At 67.7% G+C, this 17,524-nt stretch carries 19 protein-coding genes; 7 read left to right on the forward strand and 12 right to left on the reverse strand.

What is annotated here, in order from left to right:
• Nucleotides 1-37: 37 nt before the first annotated feature.
• On the reverse strand, nucleotides 38-952 hold the full coding sequence (locus B0W80_RS04260) for a LysR family transcriptional regulator (RefSeq protein ID WP_076997861.1): 915 nt from the start codon (nucleotides 950-952) through the stop codon (nucleotides 38-40).
• A gap of 138 nt (nucleotides 953-1,090) precedes the next feature.
• On the opposite strand from B0W80_RS04260, the gene B0W80_RS04265 reads away from it, so the two are divergent.
• Nucleotides 1,091-1,738: an FMN-dependent NADH-azoreductase gene (locus B0W80_RS04265; protein ID WP_076997897.1), complete on the forward strand. Its 648-nt coding sequence runs from the start codon at nucleotides 1,091-1,093 to the stop codon at nucleotides 1,736-1,738.
• 22 nt (nucleotides 1,739-1,760) lie between these two features.
• Here B0W80_RS04265 and B0W80_RS04270 read toward each other — a convergent pair whose 3' ends face one another.
• The 10 genes from B0W80_RS04270 to B0W80_RS04315 all read right to left on the reverse strand — a co-directional run bounded on the left by B0W80_RS04270 (nucleotide 1,761) and on the right by B0W80_RS04315 (nucleotide 10,668).
• Complete coding sequence (locus B0W80_RS04270; protein ID WP_076997862.1) at nucleotides 1,761-3,161, reverse strand: type II toxin-antitoxin system HipA family toxin; 1,401 nt, start codon at nucleotides 3,159-3,161, stop codon at nucleotides 1,761-1,763.
• Complete coding sequence (locus B0W80_RS04275; protein WP_076997863.1) at nucleotides 3,158-3,472, reverse strand: helix-turn-helix domain-containing protein; 315 nt, start codon at nucleotides 3,470-3,472, stop codon at nucleotides 3,158-3,160. The genes B0W80_RS04270 and B0W80_RS04275 overlap by 4 nt, the downstream gene beginning before the upstream one ends.
• A 112-nt stretch (nucleotides 3,473-3,584) precedes the next feature.
• Complete coding sequence (locus B0W80_RS04280; RefSeq protein ID WP_076997864.1) at nucleotides 3,585-4,136, reverse strand: NADPH-dependent FMN reductase; 552 nt, start codon at nucleotides 4,134-4,136, stop codon at nucleotides 3,585-3,587.
• 92 nt (nucleotides 4,137-4,228) lie between these two features.
• A complete protein-coding gene (gene epsC, locus B0W80_RS04285; RefSeq protein WP_076997865.1) occupies nucleotides 4,229-5,134 on the reverse strand; it encodes a serine O-acetyltransferase EpsC in 906 nt (301 codons plus the stop codon).
• Nucleotides 5,135-5,221: 87 nt separating this feature from the next.
• Complete coding sequence (locus B0W80_RS04290; RefSeq protein WP_076997866.1) at nucleotides 5,222-5,440, reverse strand: molybdopterin-binding protein; 219 nt, start codon at nucleotides 5,438-5,440, stop codon at nucleotides 5,222-5,224.
• Between the two features lie 26 nt (nucleotides 5,441-5,466).
• Nucleotides 5,467-6,309: an ATP-binding cassette domain-containing protein gene (locus tag B0W80_RS04295; protein WP_076997867.1), complete on the reverse strand. Its 843-nt coding sequence runs from the start codon at nucleotides 6,307-6,309 to the stop codon at nucleotides 5,467-5,469.
• Nucleotides 6,310-6,392: 83 nt separating this feature from the next.
• Nucleotides 6,393-7,226, reverse strand: a complete 834-nt coding sequence (gene ssuC / locus B0W80_RS04300; RefSeq protein WP_076997868.1) for an aliphatic sulfonate ABC transporter permease SsuC — start codon at nucleotides 7,224-7,226, stop codon at nucleotides 6,393-6,395.
• Between the two features lie 28 nt (nucleotides 7,227-7,254).
• Nucleotides 7,255-8,424, reverse strand: coding sequence for an FMNH2-dependent alkanesulfonate monooxygenase (ssuD, locus tag B0W80_RS04305; protein ID WP_076997869.1), 1,170 nt, complete (start codon nucleotides 8,422-8,424; stop codon nucleotides 7,255-7,257).
• A 79-nt stretch (nucleotides 8,425-8,503) separates the two neighbouring features.
• Nucleotides 8,504-9,538: a sulfonate ABC transporter substrate-binding protein gene (locus B0W80_RS04310; protein WP_083745170.1), complete on the reverse strand. Its 1,035-nt coding sequence runs from the start codon at nucleotides 9,536-9,538 to the stop codon at nucleotides 8,504-8,506.
• Between the two features lie 107 nt (nucleotides 9,539-9,645).
• Complete coding sequence (locus B0W80_RS04315; RefSeq protein WP_076997870.1) at nucleotides 9,646-10,668, reverse strand: sulfate ABC transporter substrate-binding protein; 1,023 nt, start codon at nucleotides 10,666-10,668, stop codon at nucleotides 9,646-9,648.
• Nucleotides 10,669-10,804: 136 nt separating this feature from the next.
• Here B0W80_RS04315 and B0W80_RS04320 point away from each other — a divergent pair, with 136 nt between their 5' ends.
• From B0W80_RS04320 to B0W80_RS04330, 3 genes are all read left to right on the forward strand, one after another.
• The gene (locus B0W80_RS04320; RefSeq protein WP_076997871.1) at nucleotides 10,805-11,077 is read left to right on the forward strand and encodes an oxidative damage protection protein; all 273 of its coding nucleotides are present in this window, start codon (nucleotides 10,805-10,807) and stop codon (nucleotides 11,075-11,077) included.
• A gap of 22 nt (nucleotides 11,078-11,099) precedes the next feature.
• On the forward strand, nucleotides 11,100-12,977 hold the full coding sequence (gene mnmC, locus B0W80_RS04325) for an FAD-dependent 5-carboxymethylaminomethyl-2-thiouridine(34) oxidoreductase MnmC (RefSeq protein WP_076997872.1): 1,878 nt from the start codon (nucleotides 11,100-11,102) through the stop codon (nucleotides 12,975-12,977).
• A 68-nt stretch (nucleotides 12,978-13,045) separates the two neighbouring features.
• A complete protein-coding gene (locus tag B0W80_RS04330) occupies nucleotides 13,046-13,945 on the forward strand; it encodes a transglutaminase family protein (protein ID WP_076997899.1) in 900 nt (299 codons plus the stop codon).
• Nucleotides 13,946-14,278: 333 nt separating this feature from the next.
• Here B0W80_RS04330 and B0W80_RS04335 read toward each other — a convergent pair whose 3' ends face one another.
• On the reverse strand, nucleotides 14,279-15,178 hold the full coding sequence (locus B0W80_RS04335) for a LysR family transcriptional regulator ArgP (RefSeq protein ID WP_076997873.1): 900 nt from the start codon (nucleotides 15,176-15,178) through the stop codon (nucleotides 14,279-14,281).
• A gap of 72 nt (nucleotides 15,179-15,250) precedes the next feature.
• Between B0W80_RS04335 and B0W80_RS04340 the strand changes: the two genes are divergently transcribed.
• The 3 genes from B0W80_RS04340 to B0W80_RS04350 all read left to right on the forward strand — a co-directional run bounded on the left by B0W80_RS04340 (nucleotide 15,251) and on the right by B0W80_RS04350 (nucleotide 17,455).
• Entirely contained in the window at nucleotides 15,251-15,904 is a 654-nt protein-coding gene (locus tag B0W80_RS04340; RefSeq protein WP_076997874.1) for a LysE/ArgO family amino acid transporter, read from the forward strand.
• A 156-nt stretch (nucleotides 15,905-16,060) separates the two neighbouring features.
• Entirely contained in the window at nucleotides 16,061-16,675 is a 615-nt protein-coding gene (locus B0W80_RS04345; RefSeq protein WP_076997875.1) for a hemolysin III family protein, read from the forward strand.
• A gap of 27 nt (nucleotides 16,676-16,702) precedes the next feature.
• Entirely contained in the window at nucleotides 16,703-17,455 is a 753-nt protein-coding gene (locus B0W80_RS04350) for an extensin family protein (protein ID WP_218668869.1), read from the forward strand.
• Nucleotides 17,456-17,524: the final 69 nt, after the last annotated feature.

Raw genomic sequence — 17,524 nt, forward strand, 5'->3', positions numbered from 1 at the left:
CGGCTTACCGAGGCTTCAAACCACGATCGAGTCACGATCACGTCACGAGCTTGAATCCGCCTTCGCGTAGGTGCTCGGCCAGGAAATCGATCAGGTGGCGAATGGCCGGAACGAGGGCACGGCGGGACGGAAACACGGCATGGAAGATGCCGGTCGGCGGCCCCCAGCCCGGCAGCACCTCGACCAACCGGCCCGCGTCCAGGTCGTCCCGGCACATGTAATCGGGAAGCACGCTGGCGCCGACACCCTCCACCACCGCCGTTTTCAGCGTCAGCAGGTCGTCCGCCAGATACCGCGGGTGGTGCTGCATCGTGAACGTGGCGCCGTTCGGCCCATGCAGGTGCCAGCTGACGCGGCCATCGGCGGCCGTCTGGGCGACGGTGTCCAGGCGAGCCAGGCCGTCCACGGCGACCACGGGGCCCTGTCGCTTCAGCAACGCCGGGCTGGCCACCAGGATGCCGCGGGCCTCGCAGAACTGTTTGGCCACGAGGGTGCTGCTGTCCTCGATCACGTGCCGAACGCGCAGCGCGAGGTCGATGCCCTCCTCGATCGGGTCGACGGCCCGGTTCAGGATGCGCATCTCGATCTGCACCTTCGGATAGCGCAGCATGAACTGCGACACCAGCACGCCGAAGCCGCTCTGCGCCAGCGTGATCGGGCAACTGATGCGCACCATGCCGCGCGGCTCGGTCTGCACCTGCGCGATGGCCTCGGCCGCGGCCTGCGCAGCGTCGCGCATGGCCTGGCTGTGCCGCAGATAGAGCTCGCCGGCTGGCGTCAGCGACAGCTGCCGGGTGCTGCGCTGGAGCAGTTGCACGCCCAGCCGCGATTCGAGGTCGGCCACCCGGCGCGACAGCCGCGACTTGGGAATGCCGAGCGCCCTGCCTGCTGCGGCAAAGCCGCCGTGCTCGGCCACTTCGGCGAAGAAAACCATGTCGTTGAGGTCTTGCATGGCGGTGATTGTTCCATCAACAGGACGATCTGTGTCGAATTCGCCTGCTTATCAATCACTCGTATCAAAAATAGACTATGCCCCATGCCGACCGATCCCCGTGCCGGCGCACTACACACCGAAAGAGAGCGATTGATCATGAAACTGCTTCACGTCGATTCCAGCGTCATGGGCACGAATTCCGTTTCCCGCCAGCTCACCGCCGAGGTGGTGGCCGAATGGCAGCGCAAGCAGCCGGCCACCCGCGTCGACTACCTCGACTTGGCGGTCGATGCGCCCAACCACTTCAGCGCCGATGCGCTCGGCATCAAGACCGGTGGACAGGCCAGCCCGACCGAAGCGCAGGTGCGCGAAAACGCGGTGTCGGAGCGGCTGGTGAGCCAGTTCCTCGAAGCCGATGTGATCGTCGTCGGCGCCCCGCTCTACAACTTCAGCGTGCCGACGCAGCTGAAGGCCTGGATCGATCGCCTCGCCCAGGCCGGCCGCACCTTCAAGTACACCGACAAGGGCCCGGTCGGCCTGGCCGGCGGCAAGACGGTGATCGTGGTGTCCACGCGCGGTGGCGTCTACTCGAACAGCGACGGCGGCCAGGCGATGGAGCACCAGGAAAGCTACCTGAAGGTGGTGTTCGGCTTCTTCGGCATCACCGACGTGCGCTTCGTCCGCGCCGAAGGCGTGGCGATGGGCGACGCGCCCAAGGCCGCTGCGTTGAGCGCCGCGCGCACCGACATCGTCGCCACGGCGGGCGAAGCCGCGAACCAGAGCCCGGCCAAGCTGGCTGCCTGAACGCCGCGACCTGCCGCGACCTTCAGCTCGTCGAACGAACTGCCCGGCGTTGCAGCGATTGCACCGCCGGGTGCGCTTCGAAGTGCGCAAGCAGGAATTCCTTTTGCCGGTGCGTGATGTCCGAGCTGTCGATCAAGGCCGGCCAATGCGCCACGGCCGCCTTCACGCAGGCGCGCAGTGCAGCCGAGGCTGGTTTTTCGGCGAGGCCCAGCCGCTCGCAGAACACGCGCAGCGTCGCGGGTGACAACGACGGCTTCGCGCCAGGCGCCCGCTTGTCGACGGGCGCGAGCCCCGGTGGAAGGATCGGCAGCGCGTGCCCCGTGTTCCGGGTGAAAGCCGCGTAGCCGACGATGTCGTAGGCCGGCGGCAGCTCGGGCGTGTGGCCGTCCGGATAGCGCAGGCCGATATTCTTCAGGTGCATGTCCGGGTTGCCGAGCAACTCGTTCACCATCAGGCGGCGCAGCAGTTCATGCACTGCCGGCTCGCCCAGGTTGGGCGTGCTCATCAACACCGCGCCGACGGCCAGGTAGCTCGCCCTTGCGCCGCGCGCGCCCGGGTTGCCGGCCTGCATCTCGCCGGTGTACTTGTCTTCCGGCATCACGCCCAGGATTTGGGCGAAGTCCTCGCAGTGGATGCGGCCGCCCGGGCTGCGGTCGTAGCGCAGCACGGCCAGGAAGCGGGTCTTGCCATCGGCTTCGCCCAAGTCGTAGCCGTGCTCGAACGCGAGCGTTTCCAACGGCTCCAGCCAGGCCTGGCACACGCTGACGCCGGCGGCCGCTGCGAGCCGAAGCGACAGGTCTTCCAGTTCAGGCAGGCGCGGTTGCCCCACCACCGGCAGCTTCGCGATGATGTGCGTGTCGTGCTCCTTCGTGCGGCCCACGTAGCGCGCGCCTTCCTTCATGACGGCCAGCTTCGGCTGTACGCCCGAGAGCGACACGCCCTCCTCCATCGGATCGGCCATGACGCTCATTTCGAGCGCGTCGTTGTTCTGCGTCACGTAGCGCGCCAGTTCGTCGCGCGTCAATTCCACCGGCCGGGCGTACACGTTGCCCGGCAGATCGAGCCCGCAGGCCGCCAGCATTTCCATGTGGTCGCGCGGATCGCAGCCCCGCATCTCGCCGATGCGGTCCCGGAACACGCCCTCGGGCAGCAGGTTCTGGAAGAAGGCCGGCAGCAGCCAGCTCGAGTCCCGCCGCGAGGCCCTGCCGTTGAAGGACACGGCGCGCACGTCCATCCAGAGGGCAGTCTGCTGCTCGGGCGTGTCGGCAAGGAAGGAGGTGGACAGCACCGGCGCGTCCGCACGCCGGGCGAAGTCTTCGTCGGCCACGAAACGATGGATGACCTCGGCGCCGGGCATCGCATATTCGAACAGCACACCCACGCGGATCGGGCCCAGGAAGATGGCGAGCGCCTTGACGTTCATGCCGCGTCCTTGCCTGCCGAAGGCTGGGTCGCATCGTCGAGCGCGGCCTGCACGCGACTCTTGACCGCCGGCGCCGAGGCAGTTGCACCCGGCTGCACGGCCTCGGCCGCGCCCTTGGGCACCAGCACCAGTTCAAAGCCGAGCTTGTCGGCCACGGCCAGCAACGTGGTGAGCCGGTAGTCCGTCCGGCCGCCGAGCACATGGGTCAGCGTCTGCTTGGAGATCCCTGCGGCTTCGCGCAGGCGCTCCTGCGTCATCGGAATGGCGCGCAGCCGCTGGCGCAGTACCTGGGCGATTCGATCGAGGCTCATAGTCAATCAAAGTAGGACATCGTACAGAAATCCTATATTAATTGACTTCCTTCCAAGCAGGACAACTACGAGTAATCCTACTTTTCCAGGATTACTCCGCCTCGGTTCGTTCTCAATCGTTGTGGCGCTTGACCCAGGCCACGTACTTGTCGACCCACCCCTGCAGAAACTGCTTGCCGCTTTCCGCGATGTGGCCCTTGTCGTCGAAAAGCCCTTCCTTGTTCTGGATGAAGGCTTCGGGCTGGCCCATGGTGGGCACGTCGAGGTAGGCCAGCACGTTGCGCAGATGCTGTTGCGCGAGTGCGGTGCCGATGGCGCCGACCGAAACGCCGATCACCCCTGCCGGCTTGCCGGCCCACGCGCTCTGACCGTAAGGCCGCGAGGCGTTGTCCAAGGCGTTCTTCAAAACGCCGGGGATCGACCGGTTGTATTCCGGCGTCACGAACAGCAGGCCCTGCGCCGCAGCGACTTCGCTTTTCAGGCGTTTGACCGCCGGCGCCTGGTTGCCGTCTTCGTCCTGGTTGTAGAGCGGCAGGTCGTCGATGCGCAGGTGCTCGAAGGTGAAGTCCGAGGGCGCGAGATGCGCGAGCGCGAGGGCGAGCTTGCGGTTGAACGAATCCTTGCGCAGGCTGCCGACGATGACGGCAATGCGGGTCTGGGCCATGAAACGACTCCTTGGTTGGGGGATGGGAAAAAGGCCCGGCCAATTATGCGAAGCGGCTTTGACCTTTTCCCGAAAAGCTCATCTTCGACCGCTCAATCGCAGCCGGCCTTCTGCAGCATGGCCTGCGTGATGTTCGCGCCGGCTGGTACGTCGTCGGTGATCCAGGTGTTACCCCCGATCACCGCGCCCTTGCCCAGCGTCACGCGGCCGAGGATGGTCGCGCCGGCGTAGACCACCACGTCGTCTTCGACGATCGGGTGCCGCGGCAGGCCCTTCTGGAGGTTGCCCTCGGCGTCGGTGGGAAAGCGCTTGGCGCCCAGCGTTACGGCCTGGTAGAGCCGCACACGCTTGCCGATGACGGTGGTCTCGCCGATCACGACACCCGTGCCGTGGTCGATGAAGAAGCCGGCATCGATGCGTGCGCCGGGATGGATGTCGATGCCGGTCTGTCCGTGCGCCAACTCGGCCACGATACGGGCCAGCAATGGCAGGCCCTGGCCATAGAGTTCGTGGGCCAGGCGGTGGTGGATCATCGCCAGGATGCCGGGGTAGCACAGCAGCACTTCGTCGACGCTGCGGGCCGCCGGGTCGCCCTGCCAGGCGGCGAGCACGTCGCCGTCGAGCAGGCGCCGAATGCCCGGCAGCGCGGCGGCGAAGTGGCGAATGGCCTGCGCTGCCTCGGCATCGATCTCGGCCGGGTCGCGCGGCTGGTGGCGCGCGTTGTAGCGCAGTTCGAGCCGGGCCTGCGTCAGCAGCGATTGCAGCGCCGAATCGAGCGTGTGGCCGACATAGAAATCTTCGCTTTCGTGCCGCAGGTCGGGCGGCCCCAGGCGCATCGGAAACAGCGCACCCTTCAACGACTCGACGATCGCGGCCAGTGCCTCGCGGGAAGGAAACTCGCGGCTGCCGGGCTCGCGCGATCGCTTCTGCGCATCGCGCCATTCCTCTCGCGCGCCGCGCAATGCCGAGACGATCTCGCCGACTTCGAATCCAGCCATGCTTCACTCCTTGTGGGGCGCCCATTGTCACGTCAACGGAATCGCCCGGCATGGCCGGCGGGGACAAGCCCTGCCCACGCATGATCTTCAGAGCTTGGCGATCGACACCTCGGTGGACTTGACGAGCGCGACCACGTCGGAGCCGATCTTCAGTTGCAGTTCGTCGACCGAGCGCGTGGTGATGACGGAGGTCACGATGCCCCAGGAGGTCTCGACGTCGACTTCGGAGACGACGTCGCCGCGGATGATCTCGCGGATCTTGCCCTTGAACTGGTTGCGCACGTTGATTGCCTGGATTTCGGCCATGAAGGTTTCCTTCGGGTTGAGATGGGTCAGACGGCCCAGCGCAGTTCATGCGCGGGCCTGGCCAGCCAGGACGGATCGCTGGCGGGCTTGTTGTTGCCGGCGTCGTCCGGCTTCTGCAGAACACGGTCGAGGATCCGCTTCTCGATCGCCGCGAAGGCTGGGTCGCCCTGCGACCGAGGCCGCTGCAAATCGATGCGCTCATCGAGCGCGATGCGCCCGTCCTCGATCAGGATCACGCGGTCGGCCAGTGCCACCGCTTCCTGCACGTCGTGCGTGACCAGCAAAGCGGTAAAGCGGTGGCGCTGCCACAGGTTCTCGATCAGGCGGTGCATCTCGATGCGCGTGAGCGCATCGAGCGCGCCCAGCGGCTCGTCGAGCAGCAGCAACCGCGGGTGATGCACCAGCGCACGCGCCAGCGAAACGCGCTGCCGCTGTCCGCCGGAGAGGCGCGCCGGCCATTCGTTCCTGCGATCGGCCAGTCCGACGTGTGCCAGCACCTCCTCGCCATGCGAACGCGACGACGGCGGCAGGCCCAGCGTGACGTTGTCGAGCACGCGGCGCCAGGGCAGCAGGCGCGCCTCCTGGAACATGATCCGCGTGTCGTCGTGCAGGCCCGACACCGGCTTGCCGTCGGCGTAGAGACCGCCGTCCGACGCTTCTTCGAGCCCGGCGATCAGCCGCAGCAGCGTGCTCTTGCCGCAGCCGCTGCGCCCCACGATCGCGACGAACTGGCCGGGCTCGATCGTGAGCTGCGTATTGCGCAGCACCTCGCGGCTGCCGTAGCGCTTGTGGAGGCCGCGGGCTTCGAGCTTCACGCCCTGGGGAATGTGCGTCGAGGCCACGGGCCGCGATTCGAGAATGGCGCTCATGGCTTATTCAGCGTCCGGGTTCGACAAGGCCACGCGGCGCGGCGATTGGCAGGTGGTGCGCGTTCATGCGTACAGCCCTTCGCTCAGCGGACCGACTGGTAGCCGGGGTGCCAGCGCAGCCACCAGTGCTCCAGGCCGCGCGCGAACACGTCGGCCAGTTTGCCCAGCAGCGCGTAGAGCAGGATGCCCACCAGCACGATGTCGGTCTGCAGGAATTCGCGGGCGTTCATCGTGAGGTAGCCGATGCCGGCCTGTGCCGAAATGGTCTCGGCCACGATCAGGATCACCCACATCAGGCCCAGCGAGAAGCGCAGGCCCACCAGGATGGACGACAGCGCGCCGGGCAGGATCACGTCCTTGTAGAGCTGCCAGCGCGACAGCCCGTAGGTGCGGCCCATCTCGATCAACTGCGGATCGACGTTGCGGATGCCGTGGAAGGTGTTGAGGTAGATCGGAAAGAACACCGACACCGAGATCAAGAAGAGCTTCGCCGATTCGTCGATGCCGAACCAGAGGATCACGAGCGGGATCAGCGCGAGTGCCGGGATGTTGCGCACCATCTGGATGGTGGAGTCGAGCAGCGTCTCGAAGAAGCGCACCGATCCTGTCAGCAGGCCCAGCGCCAGGCCCAGCCCGCCGCCGATGGCCAGCCCCAGCAGTGCGCGGCCGGCGCTCACCTTCAGGTGGGTCCACAGTTCGCCCGAGGCGCTGAGCGTCCACGCGGCCTTCACCACGTCGATGGGTGCCGGCAGCACGCGGGTCGACAGCCAGCCCAGCGACGAGGCGATCTGCCAGAGGACGATCAGGCCCACAGGCACCAGCCATGGGACCAGGCGCCGGCCGACGTTCGAAGCGAAGACGCGAACGGGCCCGAGCGAAGGCGCGGTGGCCGGAAGAGGTTGAACTTGTTCGGTCATCGAAAGCTTCTTTGCGCAGCCGCGGTCATCAGCTCTGCGACACCAGCCGCGACGGCGCATCGAGATTGGCGACGACCTCGCCGAAAGGCCCGGTCAGCGAGCCGCCCGGCAACACCGTGCGCTGCTTGCGCGGCAGCAGCGGGAACACGAGTTCGGCGAAACGATAAGCCTCTTCGAGATGCGGGTAGCCCGAGAGAATGAAGTTGTCGATGCCCAGCGCCGCGTACTCCTGGATGCGCGACGCGACCGTCTTCGCATCGCCCACCAGCGCGGTGCCGGCACCGCCGCGCACCAGGCCGACGCCGGCCCAGAGGTTGGGCGAGATCTCCAGGTCGGCGCGCGTGCGCTTGGCGCCGCGGCTGTGCAGCGCGGCCATGCGGCGCTGGCCTTCCGAATCCATGCGCGCGAACGCGGCCTGGGCACGCTGCACGGTGTCGTCGTCGAGCTTGCTGATCAGCTCTTCCGCCGATTTCCATGCGGCGTCTTCGGTCTCACGCACGATGACGTGCAGGCGGATGCCGAACCTGACGGTGCGGCCGTGGCGTTCAGCGCGCACGCGCACGTCGGCGATCTTTTTCGCAACCTCGGCAGGCGGCTCGCCCCAGGTGAGATATGCATCGACCTGCTCGGCGGCGAGCTCGTGCGCAGCGGCCGACGAGCCACCGAACCACACGGGCGGATGCGGCTTCTGCGTCGGCGGATAGAGCAGCTTGGCACCCGTCACGCTCAGGTGCTTGCCCTCGAAGTCGAAGGCCTCGCCGTCGTGGCTGCGCGCGATGATCTCGCGCCAGATGCGGATGAACTCGGCCGATTGTTCGTAGCGGGCCGCGTGGTCGAGGTACACGCCGTCGCCCTCCAGCTCGCCCTGGTCGCCGCCCGTCACCAGGTTGACCAGCAGGCGCCCGCCCGAGAGCCGGTCGAAGGTCGCGGCCATGCGCGCAGCCAGGCTGGGCTGGTGCAGGCCCGGCCGCACGGCGACCAGGAAGCGCAGGCGGCGCGTCGCGCCGATCAGGCTCGACGCGACCACCCACGGGTCTTCGCACGAGCGGCCCGTTGGAATGAGCACGCCTTCATAGCCCAGCTGATCGGCCGCGCCCGCGACCTGCTGCAGGTAAGGCAGGTCGACGGGCCGCGCGCCTTCGCCGCTGCCGAGGTAGCGGCTGTCGCCATGGGTGGGGAGAAACCAGAAAACTTGCATATCGCGGGTAAGTGGTCAGGCGATGCCGGGCGCAGTGGCCGCCGGCACCTTGATCTGTTCGGATCGGTGAGCGGGCTGCTCAGGGCTGCCCGAGCACGACCGCTTCCTGGACCTTGATGGCCTTCGGAATGAGCTTGAGCTGGAAGAAGGTGTCGGCGATCTTCTGCTGGTCGGCCGCGACCTCCGGGGTGATCGGCTTCACGTTGAACTCGTAGCGCCGCAGGCTCAGCTCCACCACGTCGACCGGCAGGCCCTGCAGCGGCGCGATGACTTCGGCCGCCTCGCGCAGGTTCTTCTTGAGCCAGATGCCGCGCTCGACGGAATCATCGAACAGCGCCTGGATCACCTTCGGGTTCTTCGCGACGAAGGCGCGTTCGCCCAGGTAGTACTGGTAGTTGTTGACCGCCGTGCCGCGGCCGTCGGCGAGCACGCGTGCGCCGGTCGCCTTTTCGGCCGCGGCCTGGAACGGATCCCAGATCACCCAGGCATCGACGTTGCCGCTCTCGAAGGCGGCGCGGCCATCGGCCGGCGCCAGGTAGACGGGCTGCACGTCGGTGAACTGCAGGCCGTTCTTTTCGAGCTGCTTGACCAGCAGGTAGTGGACGTTGCTGCCCTTGTTGAGCGCGACCTTCTTGCCCTTGAGCTCGGCCACCGATCGGATCGGCGAATCCTTGCGGACGAGGATGGCTTCGGCCGAAGGCGCAGCCGGGTCGTAGCCGAAGTAGACGAACCTGGCGCCCGCCGCCTGCGCGAAGATGGGCGGCGCCTCGCCCACGTAGCCCACGTCGACGGCGCCGACGTTGAGGCCTTCGAGCAGCTGCGGACCGGCCGGAAACTCGACCCACTTCACACCGAAGCCCAGCGGCGCGAGCCGCTTTTCAAGCGTTCCCTGCGCCTTCTGCAGCACGAACAGGCTGGCGGATTTCTGGTAGCCGATGCGCAGCTCGCTGCGCTTCTGCGCATGTGCCGAAGTGGCACCGAGGAAGCCGACGATCAGCGCGATGGCGCCGACCACGGCGATGCTGGCCAGCAGGTCGCGCAGGGCCCGCGACCAGTGGCGCGGCGATGCCGATGAGGTTTCCAGCGGAACATCTTCGGTGTGAACGGGATGCATGGAAGACTTTCAGGCGTGAGCCGTCCCTCGCCGTACACAGCGGCGAACGACGTGGGAAGAAATTAGGGAGGAAGAAGGCGGCCCGCCTGACGGGGCCGCCCTTCAGATCACTTGGGCGAGTAGATCTGGTCGAAGGAGCCGCCGTCCGCGAAGTGCGCCTTGTCCGCCTTGGCCCAGCCGCCGAAGGCCTGGTCGATGGTGAACAGCGTGAGCTTCGGGAACTGCTTCTCGTACTTGGCCTTGGCCTTGTCGGACGTCGGGCGGTAGTAGTTGCGGCCCGCGATGTCCTGGCCCTCGTCGGAGTACAGGTACTTCAGGTATTCCTCGGCCACGGCGCGCGTGTTCCGCTTGTCGACCACCTTGTCGACCACTGTCACGGTGGGCTCGGCCAGGATGCTGATGGAGGGCACCACGATCTCGAACTTCTCGGGGCCGAATTCCTTCAGTGCGAGAAAGGCCTCGTTCTCCCAGGCCAGCAGCACGTCACCCACGCCGCGCTGGACGAAAGTGATGGTCGAGCCACGGGCGCCGGTGTCGAGCACCGGCACGTTCTTGTAGACCTTGGAAACGAAGTCCTTGGCCTGGGCGTCGCCGCCGTACTTGCGCTTGGCGAATTCCCATGCGGCCAGATAGTTCCAGCGCGCGCCGCCCGAGGTCTTCGGGTTCGGGGTGATGACCTGCACGCCGGTCTTGGCCAGGTCGTCCCAGTCCTTGAGCTGCTTCGGATTGCCCTTCTTCACCAGGAACACGATGGTCGAGGTGTAGGGCGCCGAGTTGTGCGGCAGCCGCTTCTGCCAGTCGGCCTTGATGAGGCCGCCATGCGAAACCAGTGCATCGGTGTCGCCGGCCAGGGCCAGCGTGGCCACGTCGGCCTCGATGCCGTCGATGATCGAGCGGGCCTGCTTGCCGGAGCCGCCATGCGACTGCTTGATGGTCACGTCCTGGCCGGTCTTGCCCTTCCAGTAGGCGGTGAAGGCCTTGTTGTAGTCGACGTAAAGCTCGCGGGTCGGGTCGTAGGACACGTTGAGCAGGGTCACCGATTGAGCGAAGGACGGCAGCGCCGTCAGGGCGATGCTGGCCGCAGCGGCGGTGGCTAGAGAAAGCTTGATAAAGTCGCGGCGATCGCTCATGGTCTTGTGCTCGAGTAAGGCATAACAGTGAGGATCCGAATTCTGAATAGCGCATAAAGAAACTGGAACGACCGAGTTATCAGTTCTAAATAGCTAAATCAACTAAGCAACCCCCACCCAGAGAGGCAGGCACCCAATGGCACGCATGGTCCAGTGCATCAAGCTCGGCAAGGAAGCCGAAGGACTCGACTTCCCGCCCTACCCCGGCGAACTCGGCAAGCGCATCTGGGAAAACGTCAGCAAGGAGGCCTGGGCCGCCTGGCTCAAGCAACAGACGATGCTGGTCAACGAGAACCGGCTCAACCTGGCCGATGCGCGGGCCCGCCAGTACCTGGCGCGCCAGATGGAAAAGCACTTCTTCGGCGAAGGCGCCGACGTCGCACAGGGCTACGTTCCGCCCGCGAACTGAGGGCCGAGCGCCAGTTCCCGGCATGGCCGAGCCGGTCGAATGGCATGCCGACGGCGTGCCGTACAGCGCGCAATTCGGCGACATCTATTACTCGGAAAGCGGCGCCGTGGCGCAGGCCCGGCATGTGTTCCTGGCGGGCTGCGGCCTGCCGGATGCGTGGGCCGGCCACCCGCAATGGCGCATTCTCGAAACCGGCTTCGGCCTGGGCCTTTCGTTCCTGACAACGTGGCAGGCCTGGCGGGCTGATCCACAGCGCCCGCGCCTGCTGCATTTCGTCTCGGTCGAGGCCTATCCGGTCGCCCGCGACGATCTGTTGCGCGCAGCGTCCGCGCATCCAGACCTTGCACCGCAAGCGGAGGAACTGGCCGCGCAATGGCGTGGGCTGCTGCCGGGCGTCCATCGGCTGGTGTTCGAAGGCGGCCGGGTGCTGTTGAGCCTGTGCATCGGCGACGTGCAGCCCATGCTGCGCGGCCTGCAGCGCTTCGACGCCGACAGCCTGTTCCTCGATGGATTCAGCCCCGAGCGCAACCCGCAGATGTGGTCGCACGACACGCTCAAGTCGGTCGCACGCTTCGCGCGGCGCGGCACGCGGCTGGCGACCTGGACGGTGTCGCGGCCGGTACGCGACTCGCTGGGCAGCTGCGGCTTCCAGGTGCGCAAGGCGACCGGACTGCCGCCCAAGCGCGATTGCCTGCAGGGCGTTTTCGACGCCACTTGGACGCTTCGGCGTGCGCAGACAGCGCCCGGTTCGGTCACTGTGCCGGGGCGCTGCGCCGTGGTCGGGGCCGGGCTGGCCGGCGCGGCCGCGGCGGACAGCCTGGCCCGGCGGGGCTGGGAGGTCGTGGTGCTGGAGGCTGGGTCACATGCGGCCGCCGGCGCTTCCAGCTTGCCCGTCGGCGTGCTTGCACCGCATGCGTCGCCCGACGACGCGCTCCTTTCCCGGCTGACCCGAGCCGGCGTCCGAGCCACCTGGGAGCAGACGCGCGCCTTGCTCGTCGAGGGCCGCGACTGGTACGGCGGCGGGGTTCTCGAGAGCCGCAGCACGGGTCCGATCAAGTTGCCTGCGATTTGGAGCGAAGACGGACCGAACGAGTCCTGGCACGCGTCGCGTGCGCAACTGCGCGAGGCCGGGCTCACGCACGAAGCCAATGCGATCTGGCACGCTCATGCAGGCTGGGTGCGACCTGCCCCGCTGATCGATGCCTGGCTGGCGCATCCCGGCATCGAGGTGCGGACCCAAGCGCCCGTCGCCCACATCGAGCCCTCGTCACAATCCGGCCTGCATGGCACGTCGTGGGTACTGCGCGATGCCACCGGCGGTGTACTGGCACAAGCAGACCGTATCGTGATCGCGGCCGGTCATCAGAGCCGGCTGCTGGCCCCGTCGGCGCCGTTGCAGGCTGTGCGCGGCCAGGTCGCGTGGGGCCGGATGCCGGAAGACGCCACAATGCCTCGCGTGCCCATCAACGGCGACGGCCACCTGATCGCCCATGTGCCCGACGCGGCGGGGCCGATCTGGCTCAGTGGCGCCACCTTCGATCGCGATCGCGACGAGGCCGCGTTCATCGCAGAGGACGTGCAAGCCAATTGCGAACGACTCGCTCGCCTGCATCCCGCGGCGGCCCAGGCAGTCGCCGAGCAATTCGAGCGGGGCGCAGTGGAGGCATGGATGGGCGTGCGCTGCGCCTCCGGCGATCGCCGTCCCCTTGTCGGGCCCTTGAACCCGGAAGCGCCACAGGGCCCCTGGCTGTGCACCGCGATGGGCTCGCGCGGTCTCAGCTTCGCCGCCCTGTGCGCCGAACTGCTGGCCGCCCGCTGGCACAGCGAGCCGCTGCCACTGTCGGCCTCGCTGGCGAAGGCGCTGGACACGTCACGCCTGCGCTTGCCAGGTCCGACTTGATCGCGCACCGCGGACACCGCGCAGGCGGTTCGCGCAAGCACAATGAGCGGCACCACTCGCCATTCGCCATGCCCACCCGCTACGACATCACCCACACCACGGTCTACCGCTACAACTCGCCGGTGCGCTTCGGCCTGCACCGCGTGATGTTCAGGCCGCGCGACAGCCATGACCTGCGCGTGCTCGCGACCGACCTGCAGGTCAGCCCCGAGGCGCACGTTCGCATGATCCAGGACCCCAATTCCAATTCGCTCGCGCTGGTGCAACCGATGGGCGAGGCGACCGAACTGCGCATCGTCTGCTCGTTCACCATCGAACACGTGGCCGCGCCCGCCGATCTGCTCACGCTCGAACCCGCGGCCGAGTTCCTGCCTTTCGCGTATTCGGTGCAAGACCGCCTGGACCTCGAGCACTACCTGCGGCCGCACCACGACGACCCCCAAGGCACGCTGATCCGTTGGGCTCACCAGTTCCTTTACACCGACCAGCCGAACGGCACGCTGGACGTGCTCACGCGCATGAATGCGCACATTGGCCAAAGCCTGAAATACGCCGCGCGCGACGAGGAAGGCACGCAGACCCCGCTCGAAACATTGGAGCTCGGCAGCGGCAGCTGCCGCGACTACGCACTGCTGATGATGGAAGCCGCGCGCCGGCTCGGCGTGGCGACGCGCTTCGTGTCCGGCTATCTCTACGACGACGCGCTGGACGACGGCGAAGCCACGCCGGACAGCGCCGTGATCGGCGCCGGCAGCACCCACGCCTGGCTGCACGCGTATCTGCCGGGCGCGGGCTGGGTGGCCTTCGATCCGACCAACAACCTCGCCATCGGCAGCGGGCGCCTGATCCGCGTGGGCGTGGCGCGCGACCCGGCGTTGGCTGCGCCCATCAGCGGCAGCTGGTTTGGCGATGCAGAGGCCTACGAAGGGCTCGAGGCCACCGTGCAGGTGAAGCGCAGGCCCGACTGAGGCACTGAGGCCCGGTCGGCAGGGCAGGTTCAGCGGCATCACCACGATGTCGCCGCGAGGAGCGCCATGGCAGGAGATTGTCATGACACTGTATTTTCATACAGCTATCATGCACTGCCTTCCCAAGAAGAATTCAAAGGCGCAACGGCATGCACATCCCCCATCCACCCGCCCTCGCTCCCGCGCGGGGCCGACATCTATTCCTCATTCCTGCGGCCTCGGCGCGGCGCGCGCCCATCGCGGTACCTGTGGCCCCGGCGGACCTGCGCTGGCAGGCGGCCCGCGTCATCGGCGTGACGCGCAAAGCCTGGTGGCCCTGACGGGCTCATCGCTTCATGGCTCCAGCCCTTCTTGCGCGGCCGCGACGACCGCCTGCGTCAGCCGCTCGAGCATCGGGATCTTCAAGCGCACGTGCTGCCAGAAAAGCGGCACCTCCAGATCAACGCCCGGCACCAGTTCGACCAGGCTGCCATTGCGCAAGTATTCCGCCACCATGATCGACGGGTTCATTCCCCATCCCATGCCGGCCACGCTGGCCGACACGAAGGCTTCGGTGGATGGCAGCCAATGCCTTGGCAGCTCGACCGGCTGGCCGAAAGCGGCTTGCAGCCAGCGGGCCTGCAGCTTGTCTTTGCGGCTGAACGCCAGGCTCGGCGCGTCGGCCAGCGCCTGCAGCGTGACGCCGCGCGGAAAGTGCCTGTCGATGAAGGCCGGACTGGCCGTCGCGCGGTAACGCATGCGGCCCAGTGCCACATTGCGACAGCCCTGCGCAGGTCGTGCGTTGGCAGTGACGGCGGCCAGCACGGTGCCCGCCCGCAGCCATTCGGCCGTGTGCGTTTCGTCGTCGACGCTCAGGTCCAGCAGCGCAGGCTCGACATCGGTGAAGGCAGCAATGGCCGGCATGAACCAGGTGGCCAGGCTGTCGGCGTTGACGGCCACGCGCAGCGTCACCCGCTGCCCTTCCCCGTCCAGGGCGCCCAGCGCCGGCATCGCACGGTGCAGTTCCCGCTCGAGCATGCCGACCTGCTCGACGTGCCGGCACAGCCAGGCACCTGCTTCCGTCGCGGTGCAAGGTGAACCGCGCACCACCAGCGCCAAGCCCAGCCGATCTTCCAGTTGCTTCACGCGTTGCGACACGGCCGACGGCGTGACGTGCAACGCGCGCGCCGCGCGATCGAAGCTGCCTTCGCGCACTACCTGCGCAACGGCCGAGAGGGAAAGGTAGTCGAGCAATGAAGTATTCCTAAGGCAGATGCAGGAAAGTTAACTGGACTGATTCTGCCGCAGCGCCGACGATCCCCGGCCATGAACGGCAGCCCCCTCTTCTCCCTTTTCCCCTCCTTCGCCACCGGCTTCGGCCTGAGCCTCGGCCTCATCGTCGCCATCGGCGCGCAGAACGCCTTCGTGCTGCGCCAGGGCCTGCGTGGCGAGCACGTGCTGCCCGTCGTGCTGTTCTGCGCATTGGCCGATGCGATGCTGGTGGCACTGGGCGTCGTCGGCATGGGCGGGGTGCTCGACCGCATGCCGGGCCTGGCGCCGGCCTTGACGCTCGGCGGTGCCGCATTCCTGCTCGCCTATGCAGCCATGGCCTGGCGCCGGGCCTTGCGGCCGGGCAAGCTGCAGGCCGCGGCTACCAGCGGCGTCCGCAGCCCGCTGCCGCGCGTGATGGCGCAGACGGCCGCGTTCACGCTGCTCAACCCGCACGTCTATCTCGACACGGTCCTGCTGGTCGGCGCCGTCGGCGCACAGCAGGCCGGGATGGGTCGGGCCGTGTTCGTCGCGGGCAGTGCGCTGGCCAGTGCCGGTTGGTTCGCGGCACTGGGCAGCGGCGCACGCCTGCTGGCGCCGCTCTTCGCCCGGCCCCAGGCCTGGCGCTGGCTCGACGCGCTGGTGGGCACGGTGATGCTGCTGCTCGGCACCGTACTGGCAGCGCAGGCACTGTCCGCCATCACCCACTGAGGTGCTTCGGCCGTCGAGACGGCCATCCCCTCTTTACGGTACGCCGTTCGCCCAAGCCCGATGGGAGATGCGCGGCAGCTACGTTTGGTTTCTGATGTCACGACGGCGCAGCAATGCCGGAGCCCACTCGGACCATCCATCTGCACGGTGACCACCATGTACCAAGGCGAACGATTCAACGGCTACACGCACCTTCTGGGGCTGATGCTGGCCACGGCCGGCTCCGCCCTGCTGCTGACGAAGACGGTGCCGGGCGACGATCCGGCGAAGACGGCCAGCGCGCTGGTATTCGGCCTGTCGATGGTGACGCTGTACGGCGCCTCGACGCTGTTCCACAGCACGCGCGGCCGCGCGAAGCTGTTCTGGCAACGGATGGACCATTGCGCCATCTACCTGCTGATCGCCGGCAGCTACACACCCTTCGCGCTGGTCACGCTCGAAGGCGCCTGGGGCTGGGCCCTGCTGGCGCTTGCCTGGAGCGCAGCCCTGCTCGGCATCGTGCGCGAACTTCGGCCCGGGCCCGCCCCAGCGCCGTCGCTGCTGCTGTATCTGGGGATGGGCTGGCTGGGGGTGCTGGCGGCCGTGCCGCTGATCGAGCGCCTCGACGGCGCAGGGCTGGCGTGGCTGCTCGCCGGCGCGGTGTGGTATTCCGCCGGCACGGTCTTCTATCGCAATCCGCTCGGCTGGCGGCACGCGCATGGCACATGGCACCTGTTCGTGCTCGCGGGCACGGTGAGCCACTACGTGACGGTGGCCCACTTCGTTCTTTGACGCCGCTGGCACCTAGACTGGGGCCGCGTGCCCCCTCCGTCGTCCCCTTCTCGAATTCGCCGAATCGTCACCCTGCTGGCATGGGCCGCCTTCCTTGCGGCGCCGCTCGCGTTGGCCTGGGCCCTGCACGCCGGCGCGATCACCATTCCCGAGCGCTACAACCCCTGGACGCCGCTCGACGTGGCGGCAGAGCCCGGTCCGTTGACTTCATTCAAGCTCGGCCGCGCCCGCGCCGAGCCCGCACTCTGCATGGCGGCGCTGGCGGCCTCCGGCCTGCAGTACGACCCCGTCGCCGACCGTGAAACCGGCACCGGCTGCGGATTCAAGGACGCCGTGCGGCTGCAGGGCGGCCGCAGCCTGGCGCTGTCGTCCCCCACGGTGCTGAGTTGCCGCGCGGCCCTGTCCTTCGCGATGTGGGAGCGCCATGCGCTGCAGCCCGCAGCGACGCAACGGCTGGGCGTGCCGGTCGCCCGGCTCGAGCACCTGGGGAGTTATGCATGCCGCGACGTCAACACGGGCGAACGGGCCGCCCAGGGAAGCGGCCGCCGCAGCCGCCACGCGACCGCCGACGCCCTGGACATCGCCGCCTTCGTGCGCGAGGACCGGCGCCGCATCGTCGTGCGGCGCGACTGGACCGGCGATGGGGCCGAGGCCCTGTTCCTGCGCGACGCGCATGCCGGTGCCTGTCGCTTCTTCGACGGCGTACTCGGCCCCGACTACAACGCGGTGCACGCCGACCACTTCCATCTGGAGGCCGGCGGCTGGCGCATGTGCCGATGAGGCCTGCCGGACGCCCTTTCCGCGCTGACTGCTTTATCCGGGATAAGCATTCCACCGCCCCGCAACCCG

Origin of the sequence: Variovorax sp. KK3 (assembly GCF_001984055.1) — a bacterium.
GTDB lineage: Bacteria > Pseudomonadota > Gammaproteobacteria > Burkholderiales > Burkholderiaceae_C > Variovorax.

Coding starts and splice junctions, on each gene's coding strand:
- epsC (WP_076997865.1), bottom strand. CDS start 5,134: ATGGCTGGATTCGAAGTCGGCGAGATCGTCTCGGCATTGCGCGGCGCG.
- B0W80_RS04330 (WP_076997899.1), top strand. CDS start 13,046: ATGCCCACCCGCTACGACATCACCCACACCACGGTCTACCGCTACAAC.
- ssuD (WP_076997869.1), bottom strand. CDS start 8,424: ATGCAAGTTTTCTGGTTTCTCCCCACCCATGGCGACAGCCGCTACCTC.
- B0W80_RS04290 (WP_076997866.1), bottom strand. CDS start 5,440: ATGGCCGAAATCCAGGCAATCAACGTGCGCAACCAGTTCAAGGGCAAG.
- ssuC (WP_076997868.1), bottom strand. CDS start 7,226: ATGACCGAACAAGTTCAACCTCTTCCGGCCACCGCGCCTTCGCTCGGG.
- mnmC (WP_076997872.1), top strand. CDS start 11,100: ATGGCCGAGCCGGTCGAATGGCATGCCGACGGCGTGCCGTACAGCGCG.
- B0W80_RS04315 (WP_076997870.1), bottom strand. CDS start 10,668: ATGAGCGATCGCCGCGACTTTATCAAGCTTTCTCTAGCCACCGCCGCT.
- B0W80_RS04265 (WP_076997897.1), top strand. CDS start 1,091: ATGAAACTGCTTCACGTCGATTCCAGCGTCATGGGCACGAATTCCGTT.
- B0W80_RS04295 (WP_076997867.1), bottom strand. CDS start 6,309: ATGAGCGCCATTCTCGAATCGCGGCCCGTGGCCTCGACGCACATTCCC.
- B0W80_RS04345 (WP_076997875.1), top strand. CDS start 16,061: ATGTACCAAGGCGAACGATTCAACGGCTACACGCACCTTCTGGGGCTG.
- B0W80_RS04310 (WP_083745170.1), bottom strand. CDS start 9,538: ATGCATCCCGTTCACACCGAAGATGTTCCGCTGGAAACCTCATCGGCA.
- B0W80_RS04270 (WP_076997862.1), bottom strand. CDS start 3,161: ATGAACGTCAAGGCGCTCGCCATCTTCCTGGGCCCGATCCGCGTGGGT.
- B0W80_RS04260 (WP_076997861.1), bottom strand. CDS start 952: ATGCAAGACCTCAACGACATGGTTTTCTTCGCCGAAGTGGCCGAGCAC.
- B0W80_RS04280 (WP_076997864.1), bottom strand. CDS start 4,136: ATGGCCCAGACCCGCATTGCCGTCATCGTCGGCAGCCTGCGCAAGGAT.
- B0W80_RS04320 (WP_076997871.1), top strand. CDS start 10,805: ATGGCACGCATGGTCCAGTGCATCAAGCTCGGCAAGGAAGCCGAAGGA.
- B0W80_RS04275 (WP_076997863.1), bottom strand. CDS start 3,472: ATGAGCCTCGATCGAATCGCCCAGGTACTGCGCCAGCGGCTGCGCGCC.
- B0W80_RS04340 (WP_076997874.1), top strand. CDS start 15,251: ATGAACGGCAGCCCCCTCTTCTCCCTTTTCCCCTCCTTCGCCACCGGC.